Origin of the sequence: Streptomyces sp. NPDC060205, assembly GCF_042728395.1 — a bacterium.
Taxonomy (GTDB): Bacteria; Actinomycetota; Actinomycetes; order Streptomycetales; family Streptomycetaceae; genus Streptomyces.
In genome coordinates this window covers 20276-41078 of the sequence record NZ_JBHWZP010000049.1, presented here as the reverse complement: position 1 = coordinate 41078, position 20803 = coordinate 20276, and the positions used below count along the sequence as shown (strand labels likewise).

Annotated in this window: 20 protein-coding genes; 10 read left to right on the top strand and 10 right to left on the bottom strand. The window is 70.9% G+C overall.

Going from position 1 to position 20803, the window contains the following annotated elements:
• Window positions 1-72: 72 nt before the first annotated feature.
• The 3 genes from ACFWGJ_RS12035 to ACFWGJ_RS12025 are packed head-to-tail and all read right to left on the bottom strand — an operon-like array spanning window position 73 to window position 1983.
• Complete coding sequence (locus ACFWGJ_RS12035; RefSeq protein ID WP_387322871.1) at window positions 73-924, bottom strand: isoprenyl transferase; 852 nt, start codon at window positions 922-924, stop codon at window positions 73-75.
• Between the two features lie 44 nt (window positions 925-968).
• Entirely contained in the window at window positions 969-1721 is a 753-nt protein-coding gene (recO, locus tag ACFWGJ_RS12030) for a DNA repair protein RecO (protein ID WP_387322869.1), read from the bottom strand.
• Between the two features lie 46 nt (window positions 1722-1767).
• Window positions 1768-1983, bottom strand: a complete 216-nt coding sequence (locus tag ACFWGJ_RS12025; RefSeq protein WP_381833410.1) for a hypothetical protein — start codon at window positions 1981-1983, stop codon at window positions 1768-1770.
• A 340-nt stretch (window positions 1984-2323) separates the two neighbouring features.
• On the opposite strand from ACFWGJ_RS12025, the gene ACFWGJ_RS12020 reads away from it, so the two are divergent.
• Window positions 2324-3157 carry a Scr1 family TA system antitoxin-like transcriptional regulator gene (locus ACFWGJ_RS12020; protein ID WP_381833407.1) on the top strand — a complete coding sequence of 278 codons (834 nt, stop codon included), beginning with the start codon at window positions 2324-2326 and terminating at the stop codon, window positions 3155-3157.
• A complete protein-coding gene (locus ACFWGJ_RS12015) occupies window positions 3139-3414 on the top strand; it encodes a DUF397 domain-containing protein (RefSeq protein WP_387322868.1) in 276 nt (91 codons plus the stop codon). Before ACFWGJ_RS12020 ends, ACFWGJ_RS12015 begins: the two co-directional genes overlap by 19 nt.
• 12 nt (window positions 3415-3426) lie before the next feature.
• Here the strand turns inward: ACFWGJ_RS12015 and ACFWGJ_RS12010 are convergent, their stop codons facing one another.
• The 3 genes from ACFWGJ_RS12010 to ACFWGJ_RS12000 form a co-directional block, all read right to left on the bottom strand.
• A complete protein-coding gene (locus ACFWGJ_RS12010) occupies window positions 3427-4341 on the bottom strand; it encodes a DUF2637 domain-containing protein (RefSeq protein WP_387322867.1) in 915 nt (304 codons plus the stop codon).
• A 435-nt stretch (window positions 4342-4776) separates the two neighbouring features.
• Window positions 4777-5223 carry a protein phosphatase gene (locus tag ACFWGJ_RS12005; RefSeq protein WP_387322866.1) on the bottom strand — a complete coding sequence of 149 codons (447 nt, stop codon included), beginning with the start codon at window positions 5221-5223 and terminating at the stop codon, window positions 4777-4779.
• Window positions 5220-5990, bottom strand: coding sequence for a FadR/GntR family transcriptional regulator (locus tag ACFWGJ_RS12000; RefSeq protein ID WP_387322864.1), 771 nt, complete (start codon window positions 5988-5990; stop codon window positions 5220-5222). The genes ACFWGJ_RS12005 and ACFWGJ_RS12000 overlap by 4 nt, the downstream gene beginning before the upstream one ends.
• Before the next feature lie 231 nt (window positions 5991-6221).
• Between ACFWGJ_RS12000 and ACFWGJ_RS11995 the strand changes: the two genes are divergently transcribed.
• The 5 genes from ACFWGJ_RS11995 to ACFWGJ_RS11975 all read left to right on the top strand — a co-directional run bounded on the left by ACFWGJ_RS11995 (window position 6222) and on the right by ACFWGJ_RS11975 (window position 12955).
• The gene (locus tag ACFWGJ_RS11995; protein WP_387322863.1) at window positions 6222-7850 is read left to right on the top strand and encodes an ABC transporter substrate-binding protein; all 1629 of its coding nucleotides are present in this window, start codon (window positions 6222-6224) and stop codon (window positions 7848-7850) included.
• A 153-nt stretch (window positions 7851-8003) separates the two neighbouring features.
• Window positions 8004-8966: an ABC transporter permease gene (locus ACFWGJ_RS11990; RefSeq protein WP_387322862.1), complete on the top strand. Its 963-nt coding sequence runs from the start codon at window positions 8004-8006 to the stop codon at window positions 8964-8966.
• A complete protein-coding gene (locus ACFWGJ_RS11985; RefSeq protein ID WP_387322861.1) occupies window positions 8966-10972 on the top strand; it encodes a dipeptide/oligopeptide/nickel ABC transporter permease/ATP-binding protein in 2007 nt (668 codons plus the stop codon). Before ACFWGJ_RS11990 ends, ACFWGJ_RS11985 begins: the two co-directional genes overlap by 1 nt.
• Window position 10973: 1 nt before the next feature.
• Window positions 10974-12032: an oligopeptide/dipeptide ABC transporter ATP-binding protein gene (locus ACFWGJ_RS11980; protein ID WP_387322860.1), complete on the top strand. Its 1059-nt coding sequence runs from the start codon at window positions 10974-10976 to the stop codon at window positions 12030-12032.
• Window positions 12029-12955 carry a dihydrodipicolinate synthase family protein gene (locus tag ACFWGJ_RS11975; protein ID WP_387322859.1) on the top strand — a complete coding sequence of 309 codons (927 nt, stop codon included), beginning with the start codon at window positions 12029-12031 and terminating at the stop codon, window positions 12953-12955. The genes ACFWGJ_RS11980 and ACFWGJ_RS11975 overlap by 4 nt, the downstream gene beginning before the upstream one ends.
• A 407-nt stretch (window positions 12956-13362) precedes the next feature.
• Here the strand turns inward: ACFWGJ_RS11975 and ACFWGJ_RS11970 are convergent, their stop codons facing one another.
• The 3 genes from ACFWGJ_RS11970 to ACFWGJ_RS11960 are packed head-to-tail and all read right to left on the bottom strand — an operon-like array spanning window position 13363 to window position 17068.
• Window positions 13363-15924 (bottom strand): ABC transporter permease, encoded by a 2562-nt coding sequence (locus tag ACFWGJ_RS11970; protein ID WP_387322858.1) that lies wholly within the window; start codon window positions 15922-15924, stop codon window positions 13363-13365.
• Window positions 15921-16754, bottom strand: a complete 834-nt coding sequence (locus ACFWGJ_RS11965; RefSeq protein WP_387322857.1) for an ABC transporter ATP-binding protein — start codon at window positions 16752-16754, stop codon at window positions 15921-15923. The genes ACFWGJ_RS11970 and ACFWGJ_RS11965 overlap by 4 nt, the downstream gene beginning before the upstream one ends.
• Complete coding sequence (locus tag ACFWGJ_RS11960; protein WP_387322856.1) at window positions 16751-17068, bottom strand: SHOCT domain-containing protein; 318 nt, start codon at window positions 17066-17068, stop codon at window positions 16751-16753. Before ACFWGJ_RS11960 ends, ACFWGJ_RS11965 begins: the two co-directional genes overlap by 4 nt.
• A 201-nt stretch (window positions 17069-17269) precedes the next feature.
• On the opposite strand from ACFWGJ_RS11960, the gene ACFWGJ_RS11955 reads away from it, so the two are divergent.
• From ACFWGJ_RS11955 to ACFWGJ_RS11945, 3 genes are read left to right on the top strand one after another with little or no spacing between them, the layout of a single operon-like run.
• On the top strand, window positions 17270-17878 hold the full coding sequence (locus ACFWGJ_RS11955; RefSeq protein WP_387322854.1) for a TetR/AcrR family transcriptional regulator: 609 nt from the start codon (window positions 17270-17272) through the stop codon (window positions 17876-17878).
• A 17-nt stretch (window positions 17879-17895) separates the two neighbouring features.
• Window positions 17896-18480 carry a DUF4865 family protein gene (locus ACFWGJ_RS11950; RefSeq protein ID WP_387322853.1) on the top strand — a complete coding sequence of 195 codons (585 nt, stop codon included), beginning with the start codon at window positions 17896-17898 and terminating at the stop codon, window positions 18478-18480.
• On the top strand, window positions 18477-19421 hold the full coding sequence (locus ACFWGJ_RS11945; RefSeq protein ID WP_387322851.1) for a phosphotriesterase: 945 nt from the start codon (window positions 18477-18479) through the stop codon (window positions 19419-19421). The genes ACFWGJ_RS11950 and ACFWGJ_RS11945 overlap by 4 nt, the downstream gene beginning before the upstream one ends.
• A 110-nt stretch (window positions 19422-19531) precedes the next feature.
• Here ACFWGJ_RS11945 and ACFWGJ_RS11940 read toward each other — a convergent pair whose 3' ends face one another.
• Window positions 19532-20773 (bottom strand): ROK family protein, encoded by a 1242-nt coding sequence (locus ACFWGJ_RS11940; protein WP_387322850.1) that lies wholly within the window; start codon window positions 20771-20773, stop codon window positions 19532-19534.
• Window positions 20774-20803 lie beyond the last annotated feature (30 nt).

Sequence of the window (20803 nt, the reverse complement as noted above, 5' to 3'; positions counted from 1 at the left end):
GTTCCCCGCGCCCCTAAAAGCTCCGCGCCCCTAGGTACCTAGGGGCGCGGGGAACTGCGCAATCTTTTGGCGTCAGCTGGGGTCCGGGCGGCCCCTCATGTCCGCTTCCATGGCCAGGAGGTCCTCGTTCGGGACCGCCCCGCCGAAGCGGCGGTCCCGCGACGCGTACTCCACACACGCCCGCCACAGGTCACGCCGGTCGAAGTCCGGCCACAGCACATCCTGAAAGACCATCTCCGCGTAACTGGACTGCCAGATCAGGTAGTTGGACGTCCGCTGCTCACCACTGGGGCGAAGGAACAGGTCCACATCAGGCATGTCCGGGTAGTACAGATACTTCTGGATCGTCTTCTCACTGACCTTGTCAGGGTCGAGCTTCCCGGCGGCGACATCCAGAGCCATCGCCTTCGCCGCGTCGGCCAACTCCGCCCGGCCCCCGTAATTCACGCAGAAATACAAGGTCATCGCGTCGTTGTCCTGCGTCTGCTCCTGCGCGACCTGCAGCTCCTGCACAACGGACTTCCACAGCTTCGGCATCCGCCCGACCCACCGGATCCGGATGCCGAGGTCGTTCATCTCGTCGCGCCGGCGCCGGATGACATCCTTGTTGAAGTTCATCAGGAAGCGGACCTCCTCGGGCGACCGCTTCCAGTTCTCCGTGGAGAAGGCGTAGAGGGAGAGGTTCTTGACGCCGAGCTCCAGGCATCCCTTGAGGACGTCCATGACGACGCCCTCCCCCACCCGGTGCCCCTCGGTACGCGGCAGCCCGCGCTCCTTGGCCCACCGACCGTTCCCGTCCATCACGCACGCCACGTGGTTCGGGATCAGCTCGCCGGGGAGCTTGGGCGCGCGGGCACCGGACGGGTGCGGCTCCGGCGTCTTGTACTCGCGGCGCTGGCGCCCCAGGATCCCGCGTACCACCATCTGCTTCTCGTCTCCTCAGATCTCGTACGGCAAGTTGCCGCTGATCACGTGCTTTTCTCGACGTACCGCAAGGAGCGCAGGCCGCGCTCCAGGTGCCAGTGCAGGTAGGCCGACACCAGGCCGCTGCCCTCCCTGACGTACCGCGGCTCGCACGCGTCCGCGTGAGCCCAGTCGCCGGTCAGCAGCGCGCCGAGCAGTTCGAGGGCCCCCGCCGAGGGTACGACGCTGCCGGGCACCCGGCAGTCGGCGCAGACGGAACCTCCCGCGGCGACCGAGAAGAAGCGATTCGGTCCGGGCATGCCGCATTTGGCGCAGTCGCTGAAGCTGGGCGCGTACCCGTTCACGGCGAGGGAGCGCAGCAGGAAGGCGTCGAGGATGAGGTGCGGCTCGTGTTCGCCCTGCGCGAGGGTGCGCAGCCCGCCCACGAGCAGCAGGTACTGCTGGACGGCGGGCTCGCCCTCGTGGTCCGTGAACCGCTCGGCCGTCTCCAGCATGGCCGTCCCGGCGGTGTACCGGGCGTAGTCCGTGACGATCCCGCCGCCGTACGGAGCGATCGTCTCGCTCTGCGTGCACAGCGGCAGCCCGCGGCCGATCAGCTCGCTCCCCCGCGCGAAGAACTGCACGTCGACGTGGGAGAAGGGTTCGAGCCTGGCGCCGAACTTCGACTTGGTCCGGCGCACCCCGCGGGCCACGGCCCGTACGCGTCCGTGACCGCGCGTGAGCAACGTGATGATCCGGTCCGCCTCACCCAGCTTCTGGGTGCGCAGCACGATGCCGTCGTCGCGGAACAGGCTCATGGACCCATTCTCGCGTACGCGCGCGGCGGGTGTGGCCGGGGTCCTTTCAAGGGACCTCGCCCCGGCTGCGTGCGTTGGCGTACGCGGTTGCGGCGCTGAGCCGTTCCGCGACGGTGGCTCCCCGGACGGTGTCCGGTGCGCAGTCCCACTCCCGGCCGCCGCCGTAGGGGCGCAGTTGCAGGTACGGCCCCTCGTGGCCCATGACCACGCCGACCCGTCCGCTTCGGGTGTCGACGACGTACGTCCCGACGGTCGGCTTCACCGGAGCACCGCCGCGAGCCGGGCGGCCGTCTCGACGGAACACCGGCCCAGTTCCACGAGGGGGCACGGGGACTCCCGCGCCAAGGTTGCCGGGTCGATCCGGAGTGTCGGCAACTTAATTCCTGCGGCTGCGAGTGCTTCGCGCAATTCCTTCACCGTTTCCTCCGCTTGTTCGACGCAGGCCGTCGAGTGCTGTGCGTCGGGTGCCTGGCGGGCAGACCTCACGGGTGTTCCCCTTCCTTTTCGGGTTCTACTCTTTCCCTCTCCACGATGGCGCGCACCACTTAGTCTTTGGAAGACCTCTACGCTCAGCAACGCAGATGCAGTACAGGGGGTTTTCCATGGCCAATGGTTCACGGCAAGCGGCTTGGGAGTTCTTCGGAACAGAGCTGAAGAGACACCGGGAGGAGGCGGGCCTGACGCAGGCGGAGTTGGGTTATCGCGTTTTTGTGTCGGGCGGCTACATCGGGCAATTCGAACAGGCAATTCGACGTCCACAGTTGGATGTCGCCCAGAGGATCGACGAGGTCCTGCAAACCGATGGCTTTTTCGAGCGCACATGGCGAAAGCTCATCGACGACAAGCGGTATGCGGACTACTTCACCGAGGTTGTGGAGCTGGAGCGGACGGCAACGAAGATCTGCACGTTCGCGCCGACCCTCGTGCCAGGCCTGCTACAGACAGCGCCCTACACCCGTGCCGTGATGCTGGCGGGCAACCCCCTCATCGCCGATGAGCACATCGAGGAGAAGACGTCAGCTCGCAGGGAGCGAGCGCAGATCCTCAGCGACGCTACAAGGCCCGTGTATTGGGTGATCCTGCATGAACACGTGCTGAGGATTCCGGTCGGCGACGCGGCCACGATGGCCAAGCAACTCGACCACATCGCGCGGATGGTGCGACAGCGGCAAGTGCTGGTGCAGGTGCTGCCGTACTCCGTGGGTGCGTATCCCCTCATGGGTCGGATGGTGCAACTCATGGAGTTCGAGGAGGCGCCGCCAACCGCCTATACAGAGGCGGTGTATTCGGGGAATCTGCTGGACGATCCCGCCCTGGTTAAGCGCGTGCAAGAGGCATACGATCTGCTCAGGGCCGCCGCACTGCCGGCGGAGGCGTCCCTGGCCCTGATCGAGTCGGCGGCGGAGGACCACAGACGATGCGGCAGTACGACCTGAGCCTTGCCCAGTGGCGTAGGAGCACCTACAGCGACGACAACGGCGGCGAATGCGTCGAGGTCGCGTACGACTTCATCGGCGCGGCCCGCTGGCGAAAAAGCACCCACAGTGGGGGCGACGGCGGCGAAGACTGCGTCGAGGTAGCCGACGGAGTCCCCGGCATCATCCCCGTGCGGGACAGCAAAGCCGTCGCGGGGCCCGTCCTCCTCATCGGGCCCCGCGCCTGGACGGAGTTCATCGACGCCGTGGCAGCGTGACGCCCGAACCCCCTAGCGCACGACCACGTCCGGCGCGGGCGGGTCGGCCACGGGCAGTACCGTGCGCGGCGCCGTGCTCGTGAACAGCCGGTGCCGCGGCAGGCTCTGCCGGGCCGGCCGGGTCATCGTGATCTGGCGGACGAGCTGCTGGAAGCAGGCGAGGGCCGCCACCGAGGGCAGCACCGCCGCCGCGACACCGGTGAACGTCCGGTCCGCCTGCGCCGCGCACAGGGCCATCGCGACGGAGGAGAACAGCAGCACGACCACCCAGGAGTGCGCGGCCCGGCGCTGGTGCAGTGCGGCACGCAGGACGGAGAGCGAGGCCACCGTCCACGGCCCGTACACCAGCAGGGGCCACCACACGGCCGTACCGCTCTGCGTGAGGAACGCGACGTGGCGCAGCGGGATGTAGGACACGATCCCGCCGAAGACGCTCACCATGGACACGACCGCGGCGGCCAGCGCGGCGATCAGGAAGCTGACGGTCTGCAGCCAGGTGAAACGCACCCTGCGGACGCGTACCTTCCGATGCCCGGCGGGATGGGACCTGATGGCGGGCAGCTCGGCGGTGATGGTGGCCAGGTTGTCCATCGGGTCGCCGGTGAGCGTGACATGGGGCGCGCTCTCCGCGCGGGGCCGCGGCACGGTCCAGGCCGGCTCCGGCCCGCCGGCGTCCTGCCCCGCGTCCCGTCCCGCCCCCTGCGCCGCGTCCTGGACGGCGTCCTGGAGGAGATAGGTCATCTCCTCGACGGGGTCCCAGGCCGAGTCGAGGGGGTCCGCGGGAGATCCCGGGTAAGGCGTCTCGACGGGCCCGCGGTGCCGTCCGCCGCCGACCCCGGCCCGCCGGGCAACGGGATGGTCGGCCGGCACGAAGAAGTCGGCGTAGTCGTCCATGGAATGCCCGCCCCGGTCAGACACGGGCAGCATTCCCGTGGGACCGCTCCTGGGCGCCCCATCGTCGGTCGAGATCGCACTGCGCCCTGTCGAGGCATTCCAGGAATTCACCCAGCAGTGGCTCGGTTACGTGCAGCTCCACCGGTTTTCCGTCGCCGCGCAGAGTGCCCCGTGCACCCGGTGCGGAATAGGCGACGGCAGGGGTGTAGACGTACCGCCCCATACGAAGAGCTTCGGCCGGCTCTGGTTTTTTCATACGTCGCTAACGCCCCGACCCCTATTCGGGTGCGCGGCAAAGGGGTGAGCATAAAGCCACCAAAAGCATTGACACAGAATGCATAATTCAGACTCAGCGCCACCCGAAGAAAAGGTTGTGCTACCGGGCGGCTCAGGTGTCCGGCTGCGGGCTTGAGGGAGACCGGTGGAAGCCGGAGGCCCGCGGCAGGCTCGGCGTCACGGCGCTCACCCTCACCCGAACGTGCGTACGTACCTTCGCTGCCACGGGGTCTCCACAGCGTGGCGGTCATAGTTCCGTCGTACGAACCGCACGGCCTCCTCGGGCGGCACACCGTCGAGGATCGCGAGACAGGCCAGGGCCGTGCCCGTCCGCCCACGGCCGCCCCCGCAGGCGATCTCGACGCGCTGGGCGGGATCCGCGGCCCGCTCCCAGAGGTCGGTGAGCACCGTCCGCGCCTGGGCCCGGTCCGCCGGGAGCCGGAAATCGGGCCACCGCAACCACCGCGTCTCCCACGGGAGTTCGGCGAGCGCGGACGGCTCCTTGCCGAGCAGGTAGACGCCGTACGTCGGGTGGACGACCGCGGGGTCGAGCGCGTTGCGCAGCCCCCGTCCCCGTACCGCCCGCCCGGACGGCAGCCGGAGCACTCCGGGCGTCCCCTCGTCCCAACTCGCCGTCATCCGACCCCCCGTGACTCCTGGGCGGCTCTCGCCGCGATCCCCCGGAAATGGTCCGCCATCGCCCGCTGCGCCCCCTCCACGTCGTGCGCCCGCAGGGCGACGACTATGTCACGGTGGCGGCGGACGGTGACCGCGGGCGCCGGGTCGTCCGTCCAGCCCCGGACGCCCGAGACCCGCCGGAAGACGGTCCAGAAGGCGCCCAACAGCTGTGTGACCAGGGCGTTCCCGAGCGGCGCGTACAGCAACTCATGGAATCTGCGGTCCAGTTCGGGGAAGGGACGCCCGGCGAGGCCCGCCTCCTCCATCCGGTCCACCACCGCTTCGAGGCGGGCCAGGTCGCCGTCCGACAGCTCCCCCGCGACCCGCCGCATCAGCCCCTCCTCCAGAACCTCCCTGACCTGGAGCATCTCGGCCAACGCGCCTGTGTCGTCGGTGTCTTCGCCCTGCCGGGCCAGGGTGCGGAAGGTGAGGCCGTCGACGAACGGGGTCAGCGAGGCCTGGCCGACATAGGTGCCGTAACCGTGTCTGATCTCGACGATGTCGAGGGCCTGGAGCGCCTTCAGCGCCTCGCGCACGGAGTTGCGGCTGACGCCGAGCGACTCCATCAGCTCCGTCTCGGTGGGCAGGGGCGCACCGGCCCGGAGCCTGCGGTCGAGGATCAGCTGGGTGACCTCTCGCTGGATCCGGCTGCTCACGCGCCGCTCGCGGGGCGAGCGCGCCGCGGGGAGGGTGTTCCTGAAGTCGTCGGATGCGCTCCGCTCGGACATGCGCCGCATCGTACGCGGCAGGGACATCCCACGTCCCACCTCCGGACAGGATCCACGTCAATCCAGGGTTGACCGTCCGTCAACTCTGCTTGCGCCAGGACGACATTGGTCGCACCTCTGGCAGAAACGGCATTCGTGCGCGTTCCCTTGACCGCCCCCACGCCCCCTCTTATCGTCACGCTGCACCTATGACGTAGGACGTCGTATCTCCCACTCCTTGCTGGAGGAACCGTGCGCGACGCGACCCCCGCACCGGCGCTGCACCGCCGGTCGTTCCTGAAGTACACCGGCGCGCTCGGCGCCGCCGCCACGATCACCTCCACGCTCTCCGCCTGCTCCTCGGGCCCCGAGTCCACCAACGAGACGGGCGGCGAGGGCGAGGGCGCCGACCGGACGCTCACCGCGGTGATCGGCTACGGGAACGACCAGAGCTGGGACCCGCTGATGACGGCCTCGGCCTTCGCGATGGCCGGCAACCACCACATCTACGAGGGGCTGCTCGACACCGACCCGATCAGCCGTGAGCCGTACGCGGCGCTGGCGACCGCCCTTCCGGCGGACCTCCGGGCGACCACCTGGAAGTTCACGCTGCGCCAGGGCGCGAAGTGGCACGACGGGCAGCCCGTCACCGCCGACGACGTGCTCTTCACCTACGACCGCGTACTGGACCCGAAGACGACGACCCTCGCCAAGAACTTCTTCGCGTCCTGGCTGAAGGAGGTGAAGAAGGTCGACGACACCTCGGTGGAGCTGATCCTCAAGTTCCCGTTCCCGGACGGGGCGCAGCGGCTCACCCTCGCGAAGATCATGCCCAAGCACGTGTTCGGAAAAGCCGGTGCGCTGGACGAGGCGACGACCGGAAAGGCCATCGGCTCGGGCCCGTACCGGCAGACCGCCCACCATCCGAAGTCCAACACCACCTTCGCCGCGTTCGCCGACTACAACGGGCCGCGAAAGGCCGCGTTCAAGAAGATGAACTGGCTGACGATAGTGGACGCCGCGCCACGGGTGGCGAAGATCTCCGGTTCGAGCGCGGGAGCGCAGATCTCCGACAACATCCCGTACGCCAATATCGCCCAGCTGGAGAAGGGCGGCCTGAAGGTCGAGGGCGGAGCGGGAATGAACCATCTTTTCCTCCTCTTCAACACCGCCCACAAACCGTTCGACGACGTACGGGTACGGCAGGCCCTGCATTACGCGATCGACAAGGAGAAGATGATCCGGGCCGCGCTGCGCGGGCACGGAAAAGCCGCCTCGTCCTTCCTCAACGAGGGCAATCCGACGTACCGCAGGGCGAAGCCCGTCTACGACTACGACCCGGCCAAGGCGAAGGCGCTCCTGAAGGCCGCCGGGGCCAGCGGGCTGAAGGTCACGCTGATGGCGGTCAACGTGAGCTGGATCGTGGACTGCCTGCCGACCATCAAGGCGTCCTGGGACGCGATCGGCGTCGAGACGACGCTCGAACCCCAGGAGACGGCCGCGCTCTTCACGAAGCTCGACCAGAAGAAGGACTTCCAGGTCGTCGCGGCCGCGTCCAATCCGAATCAGTTCGGGCTCGACGCCGATCTGATCATGCATTACAACTACGGGCCCGGGAACACCTGGATGCGGTATGCGCGGTGGGAGGGGAGCTCCGTGGCCAAGGATCTCTTCAAGAAGATGGATGCGGCCACCAGGGAGCCGGACGCGGAGAAGAAGAAGGCGATGACTCAGGACTACATCGATGTCGTCGCCGAGAATGTGGTCATCTACCCCGTGGTGCACAACGAGTTGATGACCGCGTGGGATTCCGGTGAGCTCACGGGAATCCGTGCTCAGCCCTATCCGGGGATAAACGTGCTCCAGGCGAAGTGGGTCTGAGGGTTGTGGGGAGGGTGCGGGTTCGTTGTGGCTGGTCGCGCCCCGCGGCGGAGCCGCAAATCGAAACAGCCCCGCGCCCCTAAAAGCAGGACCGCTTGCGCATCAGGCACATGTGCAGGGGCAGCCAGTTAAAGGCCGACGAGAGGCAGAGTCTTGGTTGCGGTTGTTCGGATTCTGATCCGGCGGATCGTTCTGCTTGTTCCGTTGGTGCTCGGGATCGTCATGTTCGTGTTCGTCGTGATGCGGTTCTCGGACAGCGATCCGGCGTCCGCGTACTTCCAGGGCGCGAACCCGACCGAGCAGCAGTTGCACGACTTCCGGGAGCGCAACGGACTGCTGGACCCGTTCCTCGTGCGGTACGTCGACTTCGTCGGGGATCTGCTCCGCGGCGACCTGGGCGTCAGCGCGCTGACCCGGGCGCCGGTCGTCGACCAGGTCACCACCGCGCTGCCGCTCACCATGCAGCTGACCTTCCTGGGCCTGGGCATCGCGGTCGTGCTCGCGCTGCTCGGCGGGGTCACCGCCGCGATCTACCGGGACCGCTTCCCCGACCAGCTGATCCGGGTCGTCTCGCTCACCGGGGTCGCGGCGCCCGGCTTCTGGCTGGCGCTGCTCATGATCCAGTACCTCGCCGTGGACGCGGGCTGGTTCCCGACCAGCGGATACATCAATCCGGCCGACTCCTTCACCGGCTGGCTGAAGACCATGACCCTGCCCGCGCTCGCCCTGTCCCTGCCGGTCGCCGCCCAGCTCACCCGGATCGTCCGCACGGCCGTCGTGGAGGAGCTGGACCGGGACTACGTACGGACCGCGATCGGCAGCGGGCTGCCCCCGGTGGTCGTGGTCGGCCGGAACGTGCTGCGCAACGCCCTGATGAACCCGCTGACCGTGCTCGGTCTGCGCGTCGGCTATCTGCTCGGCGGGGCGGTCGTCATCGAGACGATCTTCAACCTGCCGGGGATGGGGAAGCTCATGATCGACGCCGTGAAGAACGGTGATCCGGCCGTCGTGCAGGGCGGCGTCCTGACGATCGCCTTCGGGTTCGTCGTCGTGAACCTCGTCATCGACATCCTCTATCTGCTGGTCAACCCGCGTCTGAGGAGTGCCGAGGCGTGATGCTGATGTACCGGAAGCGGCTCACCGACGCGCTCTCCCTGCCCGGCCTGCGCCTCAGGGGGTTCACCCGGCTGCCCCTGATCTCGCGGATCGCCGTCGTCGTCATCGGGGTCGTCGTCCTCACCGCCCTGCTCGCCCCGCTGATCGCCCCGCACGACCCGCTCGAACAGTTCCCGCTCGTCGACGACGGCCACGGCGAGGGCGCCCCCTCGGCCGAGCACTGGATGGGGCAGGACAGCCTGGGCCGGGACATCCTCAGCCGGCTGATGTACGGGGCCCGCTGGTCCCTCGCCATCGGCCTCGGCGCGACCGCGCTCGCCCTGGTCGTGGGCGCGGTCATCGGCGCGGTCGCGGCGACCTCCCGCAAAGCTCTCGACGAGACGCTGATGCGCGGCCTGGACATCGTCATGGCGTTCCCGGGCATCGCGCTCGCGGCCGTCTTCGTCGCGGTGTTCGGCGGCGGCATCCCGATCCTCATCGGCGCTATCGCGTTCCTGTACATGCCCCCGATGGCCCGCGTCGTACGGGCCAACGTGATGGCACAGTACGGCGAGGACTACGTGACCGCCGAGCGGGTCATCGGAGCGCGTACCCCGCACATCGTGTGGCGGCACGTGGCCGTCAACTGCGCCGCCCCGGTCCTGGTCTTCTGCACCGTGCAGGTCGCCGAGGCGATCGTCTTCGAGGCGTCGCTGTCCTTCATCGGCGCGGGCGTGCGGCCACCGGACCCGTCCTGGGGCAGTGTCATCGCGGACGGCAAGAACATGGTGCTGACGGGCGGCTGGTGGGCGACCGTCTTCCCGGGCCTGCTGATGCTGGTCACCGTGCTCTCCCTGAACATCCTCTCCGAGGGCGTCTCGGACGCGTGGGCGGCGCCCGCGGCCCGCGATGTGCCCACGCGGGAGGCCGAGGACCGCCTGGAGACGCCCGAGCCCGGCAGCGGGAAGGTCCTGGAACTGCCCGGCCTGACCGAGGCGGCCCGCCGGCTGCGCGGCCGGGCCCGCCCCCTGCCCCAGGGACAGCAGCCGGTGCTGAGCGTCGAGAACCTGGCCATCGGGTTCGACAACCGTCACGGCGGCGTGGACATCGTCGACGGCATCAGTTTCGACGTACAGCCCGGTGAAGTCCTGGGCCTGGTCGGCGAGTCCGGCTGCGGCAAGTCGCTGACCGCGCTCACCGTGATGGGCCTGGAACCGAAGGGAGCCCGGGTTCGCGGCCACGTGCGGTTCAACCAACGGCAGCTGGTCGGCGAGCCGATGAGCGTACGGCGCAAGCTCCTCGGCCACGAGATGGCGATGATCTACCAGGACGCCCTGTCCTCGCTGAACCCGGCGATGACGGTCCGCGCCCAGCTCAAACAGGTGACCCGGAGGGGCGGCACCCGCACGGGCACCGAACTCCTCGAACTGGTCGGCCTCGACCCCGAGCGCACCCTGCGCAGCTACCCGCACGAACTGTCCGGCGGCCAGCGCCAGCGCGTACTGATCGCGATGGCCCTCTCCCGCGACCCCAAGCTCATCGTCGCCGACGAACCGACGACCGCACTCGACGTCACCGTGCAGGCGCAGATCATAGAGCTGCTGCTGCGGCTGCGGACCGAGCTGGACTTCGCGCTCGTCCTCGTCTCCCACGACCTGGCCCTCGTCGCGGACGTCACCGACCGGGTGGTCGTGATGTACGGCGGCCAGATCGTCGAGTCGGGCGTGACGGCGGACCTCGTCGAGTCGCCGTCCCACCACTACACGCGCGGCCTCCTCGGCAGCGTCCTGTCCCTGGAGTCGGCGGCCGAACGGATGACGCAGATCAAGGGGGTCGTGCCGTCCCCGGCGGACTTCCCGGCGGGCTGCCGGTTCGCCGACCGCTGCCCGATGGCCACGGACGTCTGCCGCACGACGTCCCCACGCCTGGCGGGCCCGCCGGGCCGCCACGAGGTCGCCTGCCACCACCCGGCGATCGTCCTGACGAGCACTCCGGCCCCGGCCGGGCCGACGGAAGCGAGGCCGTGACATGAGCGGACCGGCAAGCTCTGCCACGGGCCCCCTCGTGGAGCTGGACGACGTGCACGTCGTCCACAAGGCGCGCACCGGCGGCCTGTTCTCCCGCGACCGCGTGTACGCCCTCACCGGCGCCGGCCTCACCATCGCGCCCGGCGAGACGGTCGGCGTCGTCGGCGAGTCCGGCTGCGGCAAGTCGACGCTCGCCAAGGTCCTGGTGGGAGTGCAGAAGCCGACCTCCGGGACGGTGTCCCTGCGGGGCGGCGACCTGTGGACGATGGCCCCGGCACTGCGCCGGACGACGGTGGGCGCGGGCACCGGCATGATCTTCCAGGACCCGTCGACGGCCCTGAACCGGCGTCTGACGGTACGGCAGATCCTGCGCGACCCGCTGGACGTCCACAAGCGGGGCACGGCCGCACAACGTGACGAGCGCGTACGGGAGTTGATGTCCCTGGTCGGACTCCCCAGGGCGCTGGCGGACGGCCTCCCCGGCCAGCTCTCCGGCGGTCAGCGCCAACGGGTCGCCATCGCACGGGCGCTGGCCCTCGACCCGGACCTGGTGGTCGCCGACGAGCCGACGAGCGCGCTGGACGTCTCGGTCCGCGCCCAGATCCTCAACCTCCTCCTCGACCTGAAGGAACGGCTCGGCCTGGCCCTGGTCTTCGTGTCGCACGACATCCAGACCGTGCGCAGGATGAGCGACCGCGTCATCACCATGTACCTCGGGCGGATCGTCGAGGAGTCCCCGGCCGACGAGGTCACCGACCGGTCCCGGCACCCGTACACCCGCGCCCTCTTCTCGGCGACGCCCGGCCTGCTCGACCCCATCGACCCGATCCCGCTCGTCGGACCCGTCCCGTCGGCCACCCGCCCGCCGAGCGGCTGCCCCTTCCGGACCCGCTGCTGGAAGGCGGACGCGGTGTGCGCCGGGTCCATGCCGGACTTCTCGGCCGCGTCGACGCCGGGGCACCGCTTCCGCTGCCACCATCCTGTGGAGGACGGCCTGTCGACCCGGGACCTGGTCGCACAGGCGGTCACCACGGCCGATCCCCCGAAGGAGCCTCGATGACCCTTCCCGCCCCGCTGACCGGTGTCGTACCGCCCGTCTGCACGCCCCTGACACCGGACCGCGAGGTGGACGTCCCCTCACTCATCAGCCTGGTCGACCATCTGCTGGAGGGCGGCGTGGACGGCCTGTTCGTCCTCGGAACGTCCTCCGAGGCCGCGTACTTGACGGACCGTCAGCGTCGGCTGATCGTCGAGACCGTCGTCGGCCATGTGGCCGGCGGGGTGCCCGTCCTCGCCGGCGCCATCGACATGACGACCCCGCGCGTCCTCGACCACGTCCGGTACGTCACCGACGCGGGCGCCGACGCCGTGGTCGTGACCGCGCCCTTCTACACGCGCACCCATCCGGCGGAGATCGCCCGCCACTACCGTCTCGTCGCCGCGCGCTCGCCGGTACCGGTCGTCGCGTACGACCTGCCGGTCGCCGTCCACTCCAAGTTGCGCGCCGAGCTGGTCCTTGAACTGGCCGCCGAGGGGACGCTGGCCGGGCTCAAGGACTCCAGCGGGGACGAGGGCGGGTTCCGGGCGGTCGTCACCGGCGCCCGGGCCCACCCCCGCTTCAGCGTTCTGACCGGGTCCGAGCTGGTCGTCGACTCCGCGCTCGCGCTGGGGGCGCACGGGGCGGTGCCGGGGCTCGCGAACGTGGACCCTGCGGGGTACGTGCGGCTGTACCGCCTCTGCCGGGAAGGGGAATGGGCGCTTGCCCGGGCCGAGCAGGAGCGGTTGTGTGCGTTGTTCGGGATGGTGCGGGTGGGGGATGGGGGGCGGATGGGGGGTTCTTCCGCTGCGCTCGGCGCGTTCAAGGCGGCGCTGCATTTGAGGGGCGTGATCGCCTGCGCGGCGGTCGCGGCCCCCCAGATCCCGCTGTCCACGGAGGAGATCGAAGGGGTGGGCAAGTTCTTGGCGGGCGCGGGCTTGTTGTAGACCGTTGTTTTCGCCCCCGCCGCCCCTACCCATTCCCGTACCTGCCTCGGGGGCCAGCCCCCGAACCCCCGGTCCTCAAACGCCGGACAGGCTGAAGAGTGGGATGGGGGTAGGGGCGCAGCCTCGTACCCAAAGCATCCGAGCCCGTCCGGCGCCTGAGGACACGAGGGTCGGGGCGCAGCCCCACCCCCAGGGGCGCGGGGAACTGCGCGACCAGCCCCCACCGGCCCGCAGCCGAAGCATCCGAGCCCGTCCGGCGCCTGAGGACAGGAGGGTCGGCGCGCAGCCCCACCCCCAGGGGCGCGGGGAACTGCGCGATCAGCCCCCACCGGCCCGCAGCCGAAGCATCCGAGCCCGTCCGGCGTTTGAGGACAGGGGGGCCGGGGGCGCAGCCCCAGAGGCGAGCACTACTCTGCCGCTATGGCGTGCAGCACGTTCAGACGCCCCGCCCGCCCAGCCGGACGCAGCCCCGCGAACGCGCCCGCCGCGACCCCCACCCCGGCGACCACGCACAGCTGCCCCGGCGGCACCGCGAACGCGAACGCGCTGCTCGACGCGCCGTCGGACGCCTTGACCAGGACCCAGCCGAGGAAGCCGCCGAGCGCCAGCCCGCCCGCCGTGCCGAACGCGGCGACCAGGACCGACTCCCAGCGGACCATGGCGCGCAGCTGCGACCGGGTCTGCCCGACGGCTCGCAACAGGCCCAGTTCGCGGGTGCGTTCGTGGATCGCGAGGGTCAGCGTGTTGGCGATGCCTAGCAGTGCGATGAGCACGGCGAGCGCGAGCAGCGCGTAGACCAGGGTGAGCATCATGTCGATGGCCCCGGCCGAGGACCGCGCGTACTCGTCGCGGGTCTGCACCTCGGGGTTGCCGTACGCCTTCGCGACCTTCTCGACCGCCGCCTTGCCCTCGGACGCCGTCACACCGTCCTTGAAGCTCACGGCGACGACAGTGTCGGAGTCCTGGGTGCGGTGCGGGGCCCAGGCCTCGCGGGTGATGACGTACTCACCGGCCAGCTCGGAGCGGCCGTAGACCGCGCGGACGGTGAAGGTCTTCTCCTGGCCGTCCGTGAAGACGAGCCGGGTGGTGTCGCCGGCCTTGAGGCCCTGCTTGTCGGCCTCCTCCTCCGTGAGGGCGATGCCGTCGGCGCCCAGGCCGCGCATCGAGCCCCGTATGTCGCCGAGGTCGAAGGTCCGTTCCAGCGCGACCGGGTCCGTGACCGTCAACGCCCTTCCCTTGCCGTCGACTTCGGCCACCCCGCGGCCCAGTCCGACCGCCGTGTCGACCTCGGGCCGTTCGCCGATCGCGCCGGCGAGTGCGGGGCTCAGTCCGCTGCCGCCCGCGCCGAACGAGGGGGTGCTCACGACGACGTCCCCGGCGAAGGACCGCGACACCGTCTGGTCCATGGTCGCCTTCAGTGAGGCACCGAAGACCGTGAACAGTGACACCACGGCCACACCGATCATCAGGGCGCTCGCGGTGGCCGCGGTGCGCTTGGGGCTGCGCAGGGCGTTGCGCGCGGCCAGGGCGCCGGTGACACCGCGCAGCCGGTCCAGCGGCGCCCCCAGGACGCGTACGGCGCTGGTCGCGGCGACCGGGCCGAGGACCACGAAGGCGGCGAGTGCCAGCACGGCGCCCCCGCCCGCGAGCCACAGCGAAGGGCTGACGACGACGCCGGTCAGAGTGACGGCGAGCGCCAGAGCGGCGAGTCCGGTGCCCACGACGGCGCGGGTCCGGGACGCGCCGGACCGGTCGACGGACGTCTCGCGCAGGGCGGCCAGGGGCGCGGTGCGTCCGGCACGTACGGCGGGCAGCAGCGCGGAGCCGAGGCAGACCACGACCCCGACCGCGAGCGGCAGGGCCATCGACAGGGCGCTGATCACCAAGTCGCCCTCGGGGAAGGGGAATCCGATGGCCGGGAACAGCGCCTGCAGGCCTGCCGCGATACCCATGCCACCCGCGAGGCCGGCCGCGGACGCGACCACGGCGACCACGCCCGCCTCCACGAGCGTCGACGCGGTGACCTGGCGGCGGGAGGCGCCGAGGGCACGCAACAGGGCGTTCTCACGGGTGCGTTGGGCGACCACGATCGCGAAGGTGTTGTGGATGGAGAAGGTCGCGACGAGCAGCGCCACACCGGAGAACACCAGCAGGAACGCGGTGAAGAGGGTCAGGAACTGTCCGGAGACCATGTCGGTGTTCTCCTCGGCCAGCTCCTGACCGGTGATCGCCTCAACCCCCGTCGGCAGTACGGGAGTCAGGGCGTCGACGAGTTCCCGCTGACCGGTGCCGGGGCCGGCCCGTACGAGGATGCTCGCGGCGTCGCCGGGCTTCGCGGTCAGGTACTTCTCGGCGTCGGAGCGTGTCATGCCGGTGAAGGTCACCTGCGCCATGCCGTCCTCGCCGCCGAAGGTCGCGAGGCCGACGATCGTCACCTCGACGGGATCGGGCGTCCGCAGGGTCGTCGTGTCGCCGATGTGCAGGCCGCCCTTCTCGGCCGCGCCCCGGTTGACGACGACCTCGCCGGACTTCGCCGGGGCGCGGCCCTCGGCGAGGCGGTAGGCGTTGAGTTCGGGGTCGTCGATCCAGTTGCCCGCGAGGGTGGGCGGGCCCTGGCCGCCGATGGGCTTGCCGTTCGCGCCGACGAGCTGGCCCGCACCCTGGATGTCGGGGGCGGCAGCGGCGACACCGGGGATCTTCTCGACGGCCGCCACCAGGTCGGTGTCCACGGGCTGCCGTACACCCTGGCTCTCCCCCGGTGTGGTGATGGTGTCGGCGCTGCGGACCACGGCGTCGGTGCCGCTGGTGGCGTCGCCGAACATCGTGTCGAAGGAGGCGCGCAGGGTGTCGCCCATGACGAGCGTGCCCGCCAGGAAGGCGACACCGAGCAGGACCGCCAGGAAGGTACCGGCGAAGCGCCGCTTGTGGGCGCGCAGCGAGGAGACACTGATCCGCACGGACGCGTTCATGACGGTGCCCCCTTGCTGTCGGACCTGCCGTCGAACGCCTTCAGCCGGTCCAGGACCCGGTCGGCCGTAGGGGCCTCCATGCGGTCCACGAGGCGTCCGTCGGCGAGGAAGACGACCTCGTCGGCGTGTGCGGCGGCGACCGGGTCGTGGGTGACCATGACGACCGTGCGGTCCATCTGGCGTACGGCCCGGCCGAGGAGGTTCAGGACCTCCTCCCCGGAGCGTGAATCGAGGTTGCCGGTCGGTTCGTCGGCGAAGACGACGTCGGGCCGGCCCGCGAACGCCCGTGCCACGGCGACGCGTTGCTGCTGACCGCCGGAGAGTTCGGCGGGCCGGTGGTGCAGTCGGTCGCGCAGGCCGACGACGTCCACGAGGGCGTCGATCCACTCGCCGGACGAACCGGCACCCCTGCCGTCACCCCTCCCGCCACCCCTGCGGTCACGCCCGCGCCCGGCCAGGTCCATGGGCAGTGTGATGTTCTCCGCGACGGTCAGCGTCGGCACCAGGTTGAAGGACTGGAAGACGAAGCCGATCCGGTCGCGCCGCAGCAGTGTGAGGCGGCGGTCGTCGAGCGTGCCCAGCCCGGTGTCGCCGATGAAGGCCGCGCCCGAGGTGAGGGTGTCCAGGCCCGCCGCGCAGTGCATCAGCGTGGACTTGCCGGAGCCCGAGGGCCCCATGATCGCGGTGAAGCGTCCGGCGGGGAAGGTGACGTCGATCCCGTCCAGGGCCCGTACGGCGGTGTCGCCGGCTCCGTAGACCTTGACCGCTCCGGCGACCCGGGCCGCGGTCCGGGTGCCTTTGGTGGCGGTCGTCGCGGGTGGCGCGTTCATGCCGCACCGCCCTTGCCCGTACGTCCGTAGCGTCCGTCCGCGCCCGTACGTCCGAACTGCTCGTCCAGGACGGAGAGGCGCCGCCAGTACTCGTCCTCGTCGATCTCGCCGGCGGCGAAGCGCCTGCCGAGCATCGCTATCGGCGAGTCGCCGGAGGGACGGGGCCGGTCGGGGCCGTGCCACGGGCCGCGCCGGCCGCGCCACACCGTGCGGCGCAGTACGGTCACGACACCGATCACGACGGCCGCCCAGATCAGCGGGAAGAACAGGATCCACGGGCCGGGCCCGCCGTCCCAGTGCGCCAGGGTCTGCATCTGAAGTCATCTCCTCGGGAGGTCCGGCACTCCGGCTGGTTCCGGGTGTTCCGGTGATGCTTCGAGGCTCGCGCCGGGAGGGGGTCCGGGTCGTCGTACGGCCAGCGGCAGTGCGCGTACCTCCGTGGGAGTAGGAATGCGGACTTCAGCTGCTCCTCGCGCCTTCGGCTCCGTCTGGCTCTCGATTCTGTACCTACTAGTATGTACAGTGACTGTGTGAGTACTCCGGAGCGTCTGATCGAAGCCACCCGCGAGCTGCTGTGGGAGCGCGGTTACGTGGGCACGAGCCCGAAAGCGATCCTGCAGCGGGCGGGCGCCGGCCAGGGCAGCATGTACCACCACTTCACGGGCAAGCCCGATCTGGCCCTGGCCGCGATCCGGCGCACCGCGGAGGAGATGCGTGCCACCGCCGAAGCGGTGCTGGGCGGGCCCGGTTCCCCGTACGAGCGGGTCGAGGCGTATCTGCGGCGCGAGCGCGATGTCCTGCGCGGCTGTCCGGTCGGGCGGCTGACGATGGACCCGGACGTCGTCGCGAGCGACGAACTGCGCGCGCCCGTGGACGAGACGCTGGACTGGTTGCGCGAGCGGCTGGCCGGAATCGTCGAGGAGGGCCAGGAGCGGGGCGTGTTCGCGCCGGCGCCGGACGGCGAGGAGATCGCCGCGACGATCGTGGCCACGGTCCAGGGAGGTTATGTGCTGGCCCGCGCGTCCGGCTCGACCGCCGCCTTCGACACGGGGGTCCGCGGACTGCTGTCCCTCCTCGCGCCCCGCTCCCCTGTCGGCGACTCCCCCGCCCCCACTACGTCCTGAGCCGCCGGGAGGCAGCGATGCACGCCATGGAGTATGAGATCACCCTGCCCGCGGACTACGACATGGGCATCGTCCGGGACCGGGTGGCCCGCGTCGGGCATCTGCTCGACGACTGGGACGGGCTCGGGCTGAAGGCGTATCTGCTGCGGGAGCGGGGTGTGGACGGCTCGCCGGTCAACCAGTACGCGCCGTTCTACCTGTGGGACACCCCCGAGGGCATGAACTCCTTCCTCTGGGGGCCCGGTTTCCAGGGGCTGGTGAACGATTTCGGCCGCCCCGTGGTGCAGCACTGGACGGGTCTGGCGTACGAGGACGGGGGCGCCGCCGGTGCGGCGCCGAAGGCCGCGGTACGCAGGCGGGTGAGCGTCCCCGAGGGCGTGCCGCTCGCCGAGGTGGCGCGGGAGGCCGTCCTGGAGGCGGGGCGCCTGGCCGCGCTGGACGGGGTCGTGGGTGCCGCTGCCGCCGTCGACCCGCGTCACTGGGAGGTGGTGCACTTCTCCCTCTGGGCCCATGACACGCCGAAGGCGGAGGGCGAGACGTATCGCGTGCTGCATCTGTCGGCGCCGGGGCGTGACCGGCTGCGCAGGGGACGGCAGTGGTGAGCCGGGACCGGGCGCCCCGTACCGTCCGCACGGTCCTAGGGGACGTTCCCCCGGCGGAGTTGGGGGTGTGCAACGCGCACGACCATCTCTTCTTCAGCAGCCCCCGCCTTCCGGGGCAGGAGTTGCGGGACGCGGGCGCCGCGACGGCCGAGCTGGCCGCGTTCGGCGCGGCGGGCGGCGGAAGTGTCGCCCAGTGGACCCCGTACGGGCTGGGGAGGCGGGCCGCCGATCTGCCGCTGCTGGCCCGTGCGGCAGGGGTGCATGTCGTGGCCGCCACGGGACTGCACCAGGCCGTCCACTACGCGCCGGAGGTGCTCGACCGGCTGCGGGGCGGGCTCGCCGACGTCTTCGTGTCCGAGCTGACCGAGGGGCTGGCCACATCCGGTGTGCGGGCGGGTTTCATCAAGGTGGCGGGTGGTTTCCACGCGCTCGACGCGCATGCCCGCTGGACGATGACCGCGGCGGCCGAGGCACACCATGCCACGGGGGCGCCGATCGCCGTGCACCTGGAGCTCGGCACGGGCGCGCTCGACGTACTCGACCTGCTCTGCGGGGAGTTGGGGGTGGCACCGGGCAGTGTGATCCTCGGACACCTCAACCGCTCCCCCGACCCGGTGGTGCACCGGCAGGCCGCGGAGTCCGGCGCCTATCTGGCCTTTGACGGTCCGTCACGCGCGAACCACGCGACGGACTGGCGCATGCCCGATGCCGTACGCGATCTCGCCGACGCCGGGTTCGGCGACCGGCTGCTGCTCGGCGGGGACACGACCACGGCCGCGGCGCGCTCGGTGAACGGCGGGCCGGGGATGCCGTATCTGCTGCGCCGCGTCCGCCCCCGGCTCGAACTCGCCCTGGGGAGCGAGCTGGTGGAGCGGGTCCTGACGGCGAATCCGCAGCGGGCGTACGCCGTCGGGTGGACGTGGATCCACGGGCAGCAGTGAAACGACGTTCGTCTGCGGGCCGGTGCGGGCGGGCCGCGCAGTTCCCCGCGCCCCTCGGGGAGGGGGCTGCGCCCCGTCCCGCTTAGGGGGAACGGCGCGATCAGATCGGCTCAGGCGTGTGCCAGGGCCGCGATCGGGTCGTCCAGGACCGGCTGCCACGCCAACTCGGCCGCGCCCACCAGGCTGTTGTGGTCCAGCGTGCAGGCCAGGATGGGTACGCCGCCGCTGCGCCCCCACAGACTCCGGTCCGCCACGACCGCCCGCAGCCTCTCCGGATCGGCGTCGAGGAGGGTGCGGTGCAGGCCGCCGAGGATGATGCGGTCCGGGTTGAGGATGTTGACGAGGCCCGCGAGGCCCTGGCCGAGCCGGTCGATGAGTGCCTCGACGGCGGTGCGTACGCCCGGGTCGGCACGGTGGTCGCGGATCAGTTCGTTGGCCTGCTGGAGCAGTGACACCTCGGGCCCGGGGTCGCGGCCGGCCGCCGTCAGGAACGCCAGGGGGTCCGCCTCGACGTCCAGGCAGCCCCGGCTGCCGCAGTGACAGGCGCGGCCCTCCGGATTGACCGTGAGGTGACCGACTTCGAGCGCGAGGCCCGAACTGCCCGTGTGCAGGCGCCCGTCGAGCACCAGCGCACCGCCGACCCCCCGGTGTCCGGTCGCCACGCACAGCAGATCGCGGGAGCCGCGGCCGGCACCGTGCCGGTGCTCGGCGAGCGCGGCGAGGTTGACGTCGTTGGCGGCGAACGCCGGACCGGTGATGCCGGCCCCACGGACGCACTCCGCGAAGATCTCCCGCACGGGCGCGCCGGCCGGCCAGGCCAGGTGCAGCGGGTTGAGCGCGGTGCCCTCGGGTTCGGCGACGGCCGAGGGGACGGCCACTCCGGCGCCCACACAGCGGCGACCCGTCTCCCGGAGCAGTTCGGCACCCGCCTCCACGACCGAGCGGAGCACCTTCGCCGGGTCGGCGTCCACGGTCTCGCAGCCGGGCGCGGTCGCCACGAGCCGGCCGCCGAGGCCGACCAGGGCGGCCCGGAAGCCGTCGGCGTGCACCTGGGCGGCCAGCGCCACGGGACCGTCCTCGGCGAGTTCGAGCCGGTGCGAGGGGCGGCCCTGCGAACCGGCCGCAGCGCCCGGGCGGGCGTCGACGCGGATCAGACCGAGCGCCTCCAGCTCCGCGGCGACGGCGCCCGCCGTCGCCCGGGTGACCCCCAGCTCGGCGGTGAGCACGGCCCGGGTCGGCGCGCGTCCCGTGTGCACGAGCTCCAACGCGGGTCCGAGGGCACCCCGCCCTCGGTCCAGCCGTGCCCTGGTGCTTCCTTCTCCCACCGTTCCGGGGGCCGTGTCGCCGCTCATGAGGGCGAGTCTCCCATGATCCGGTCGCCC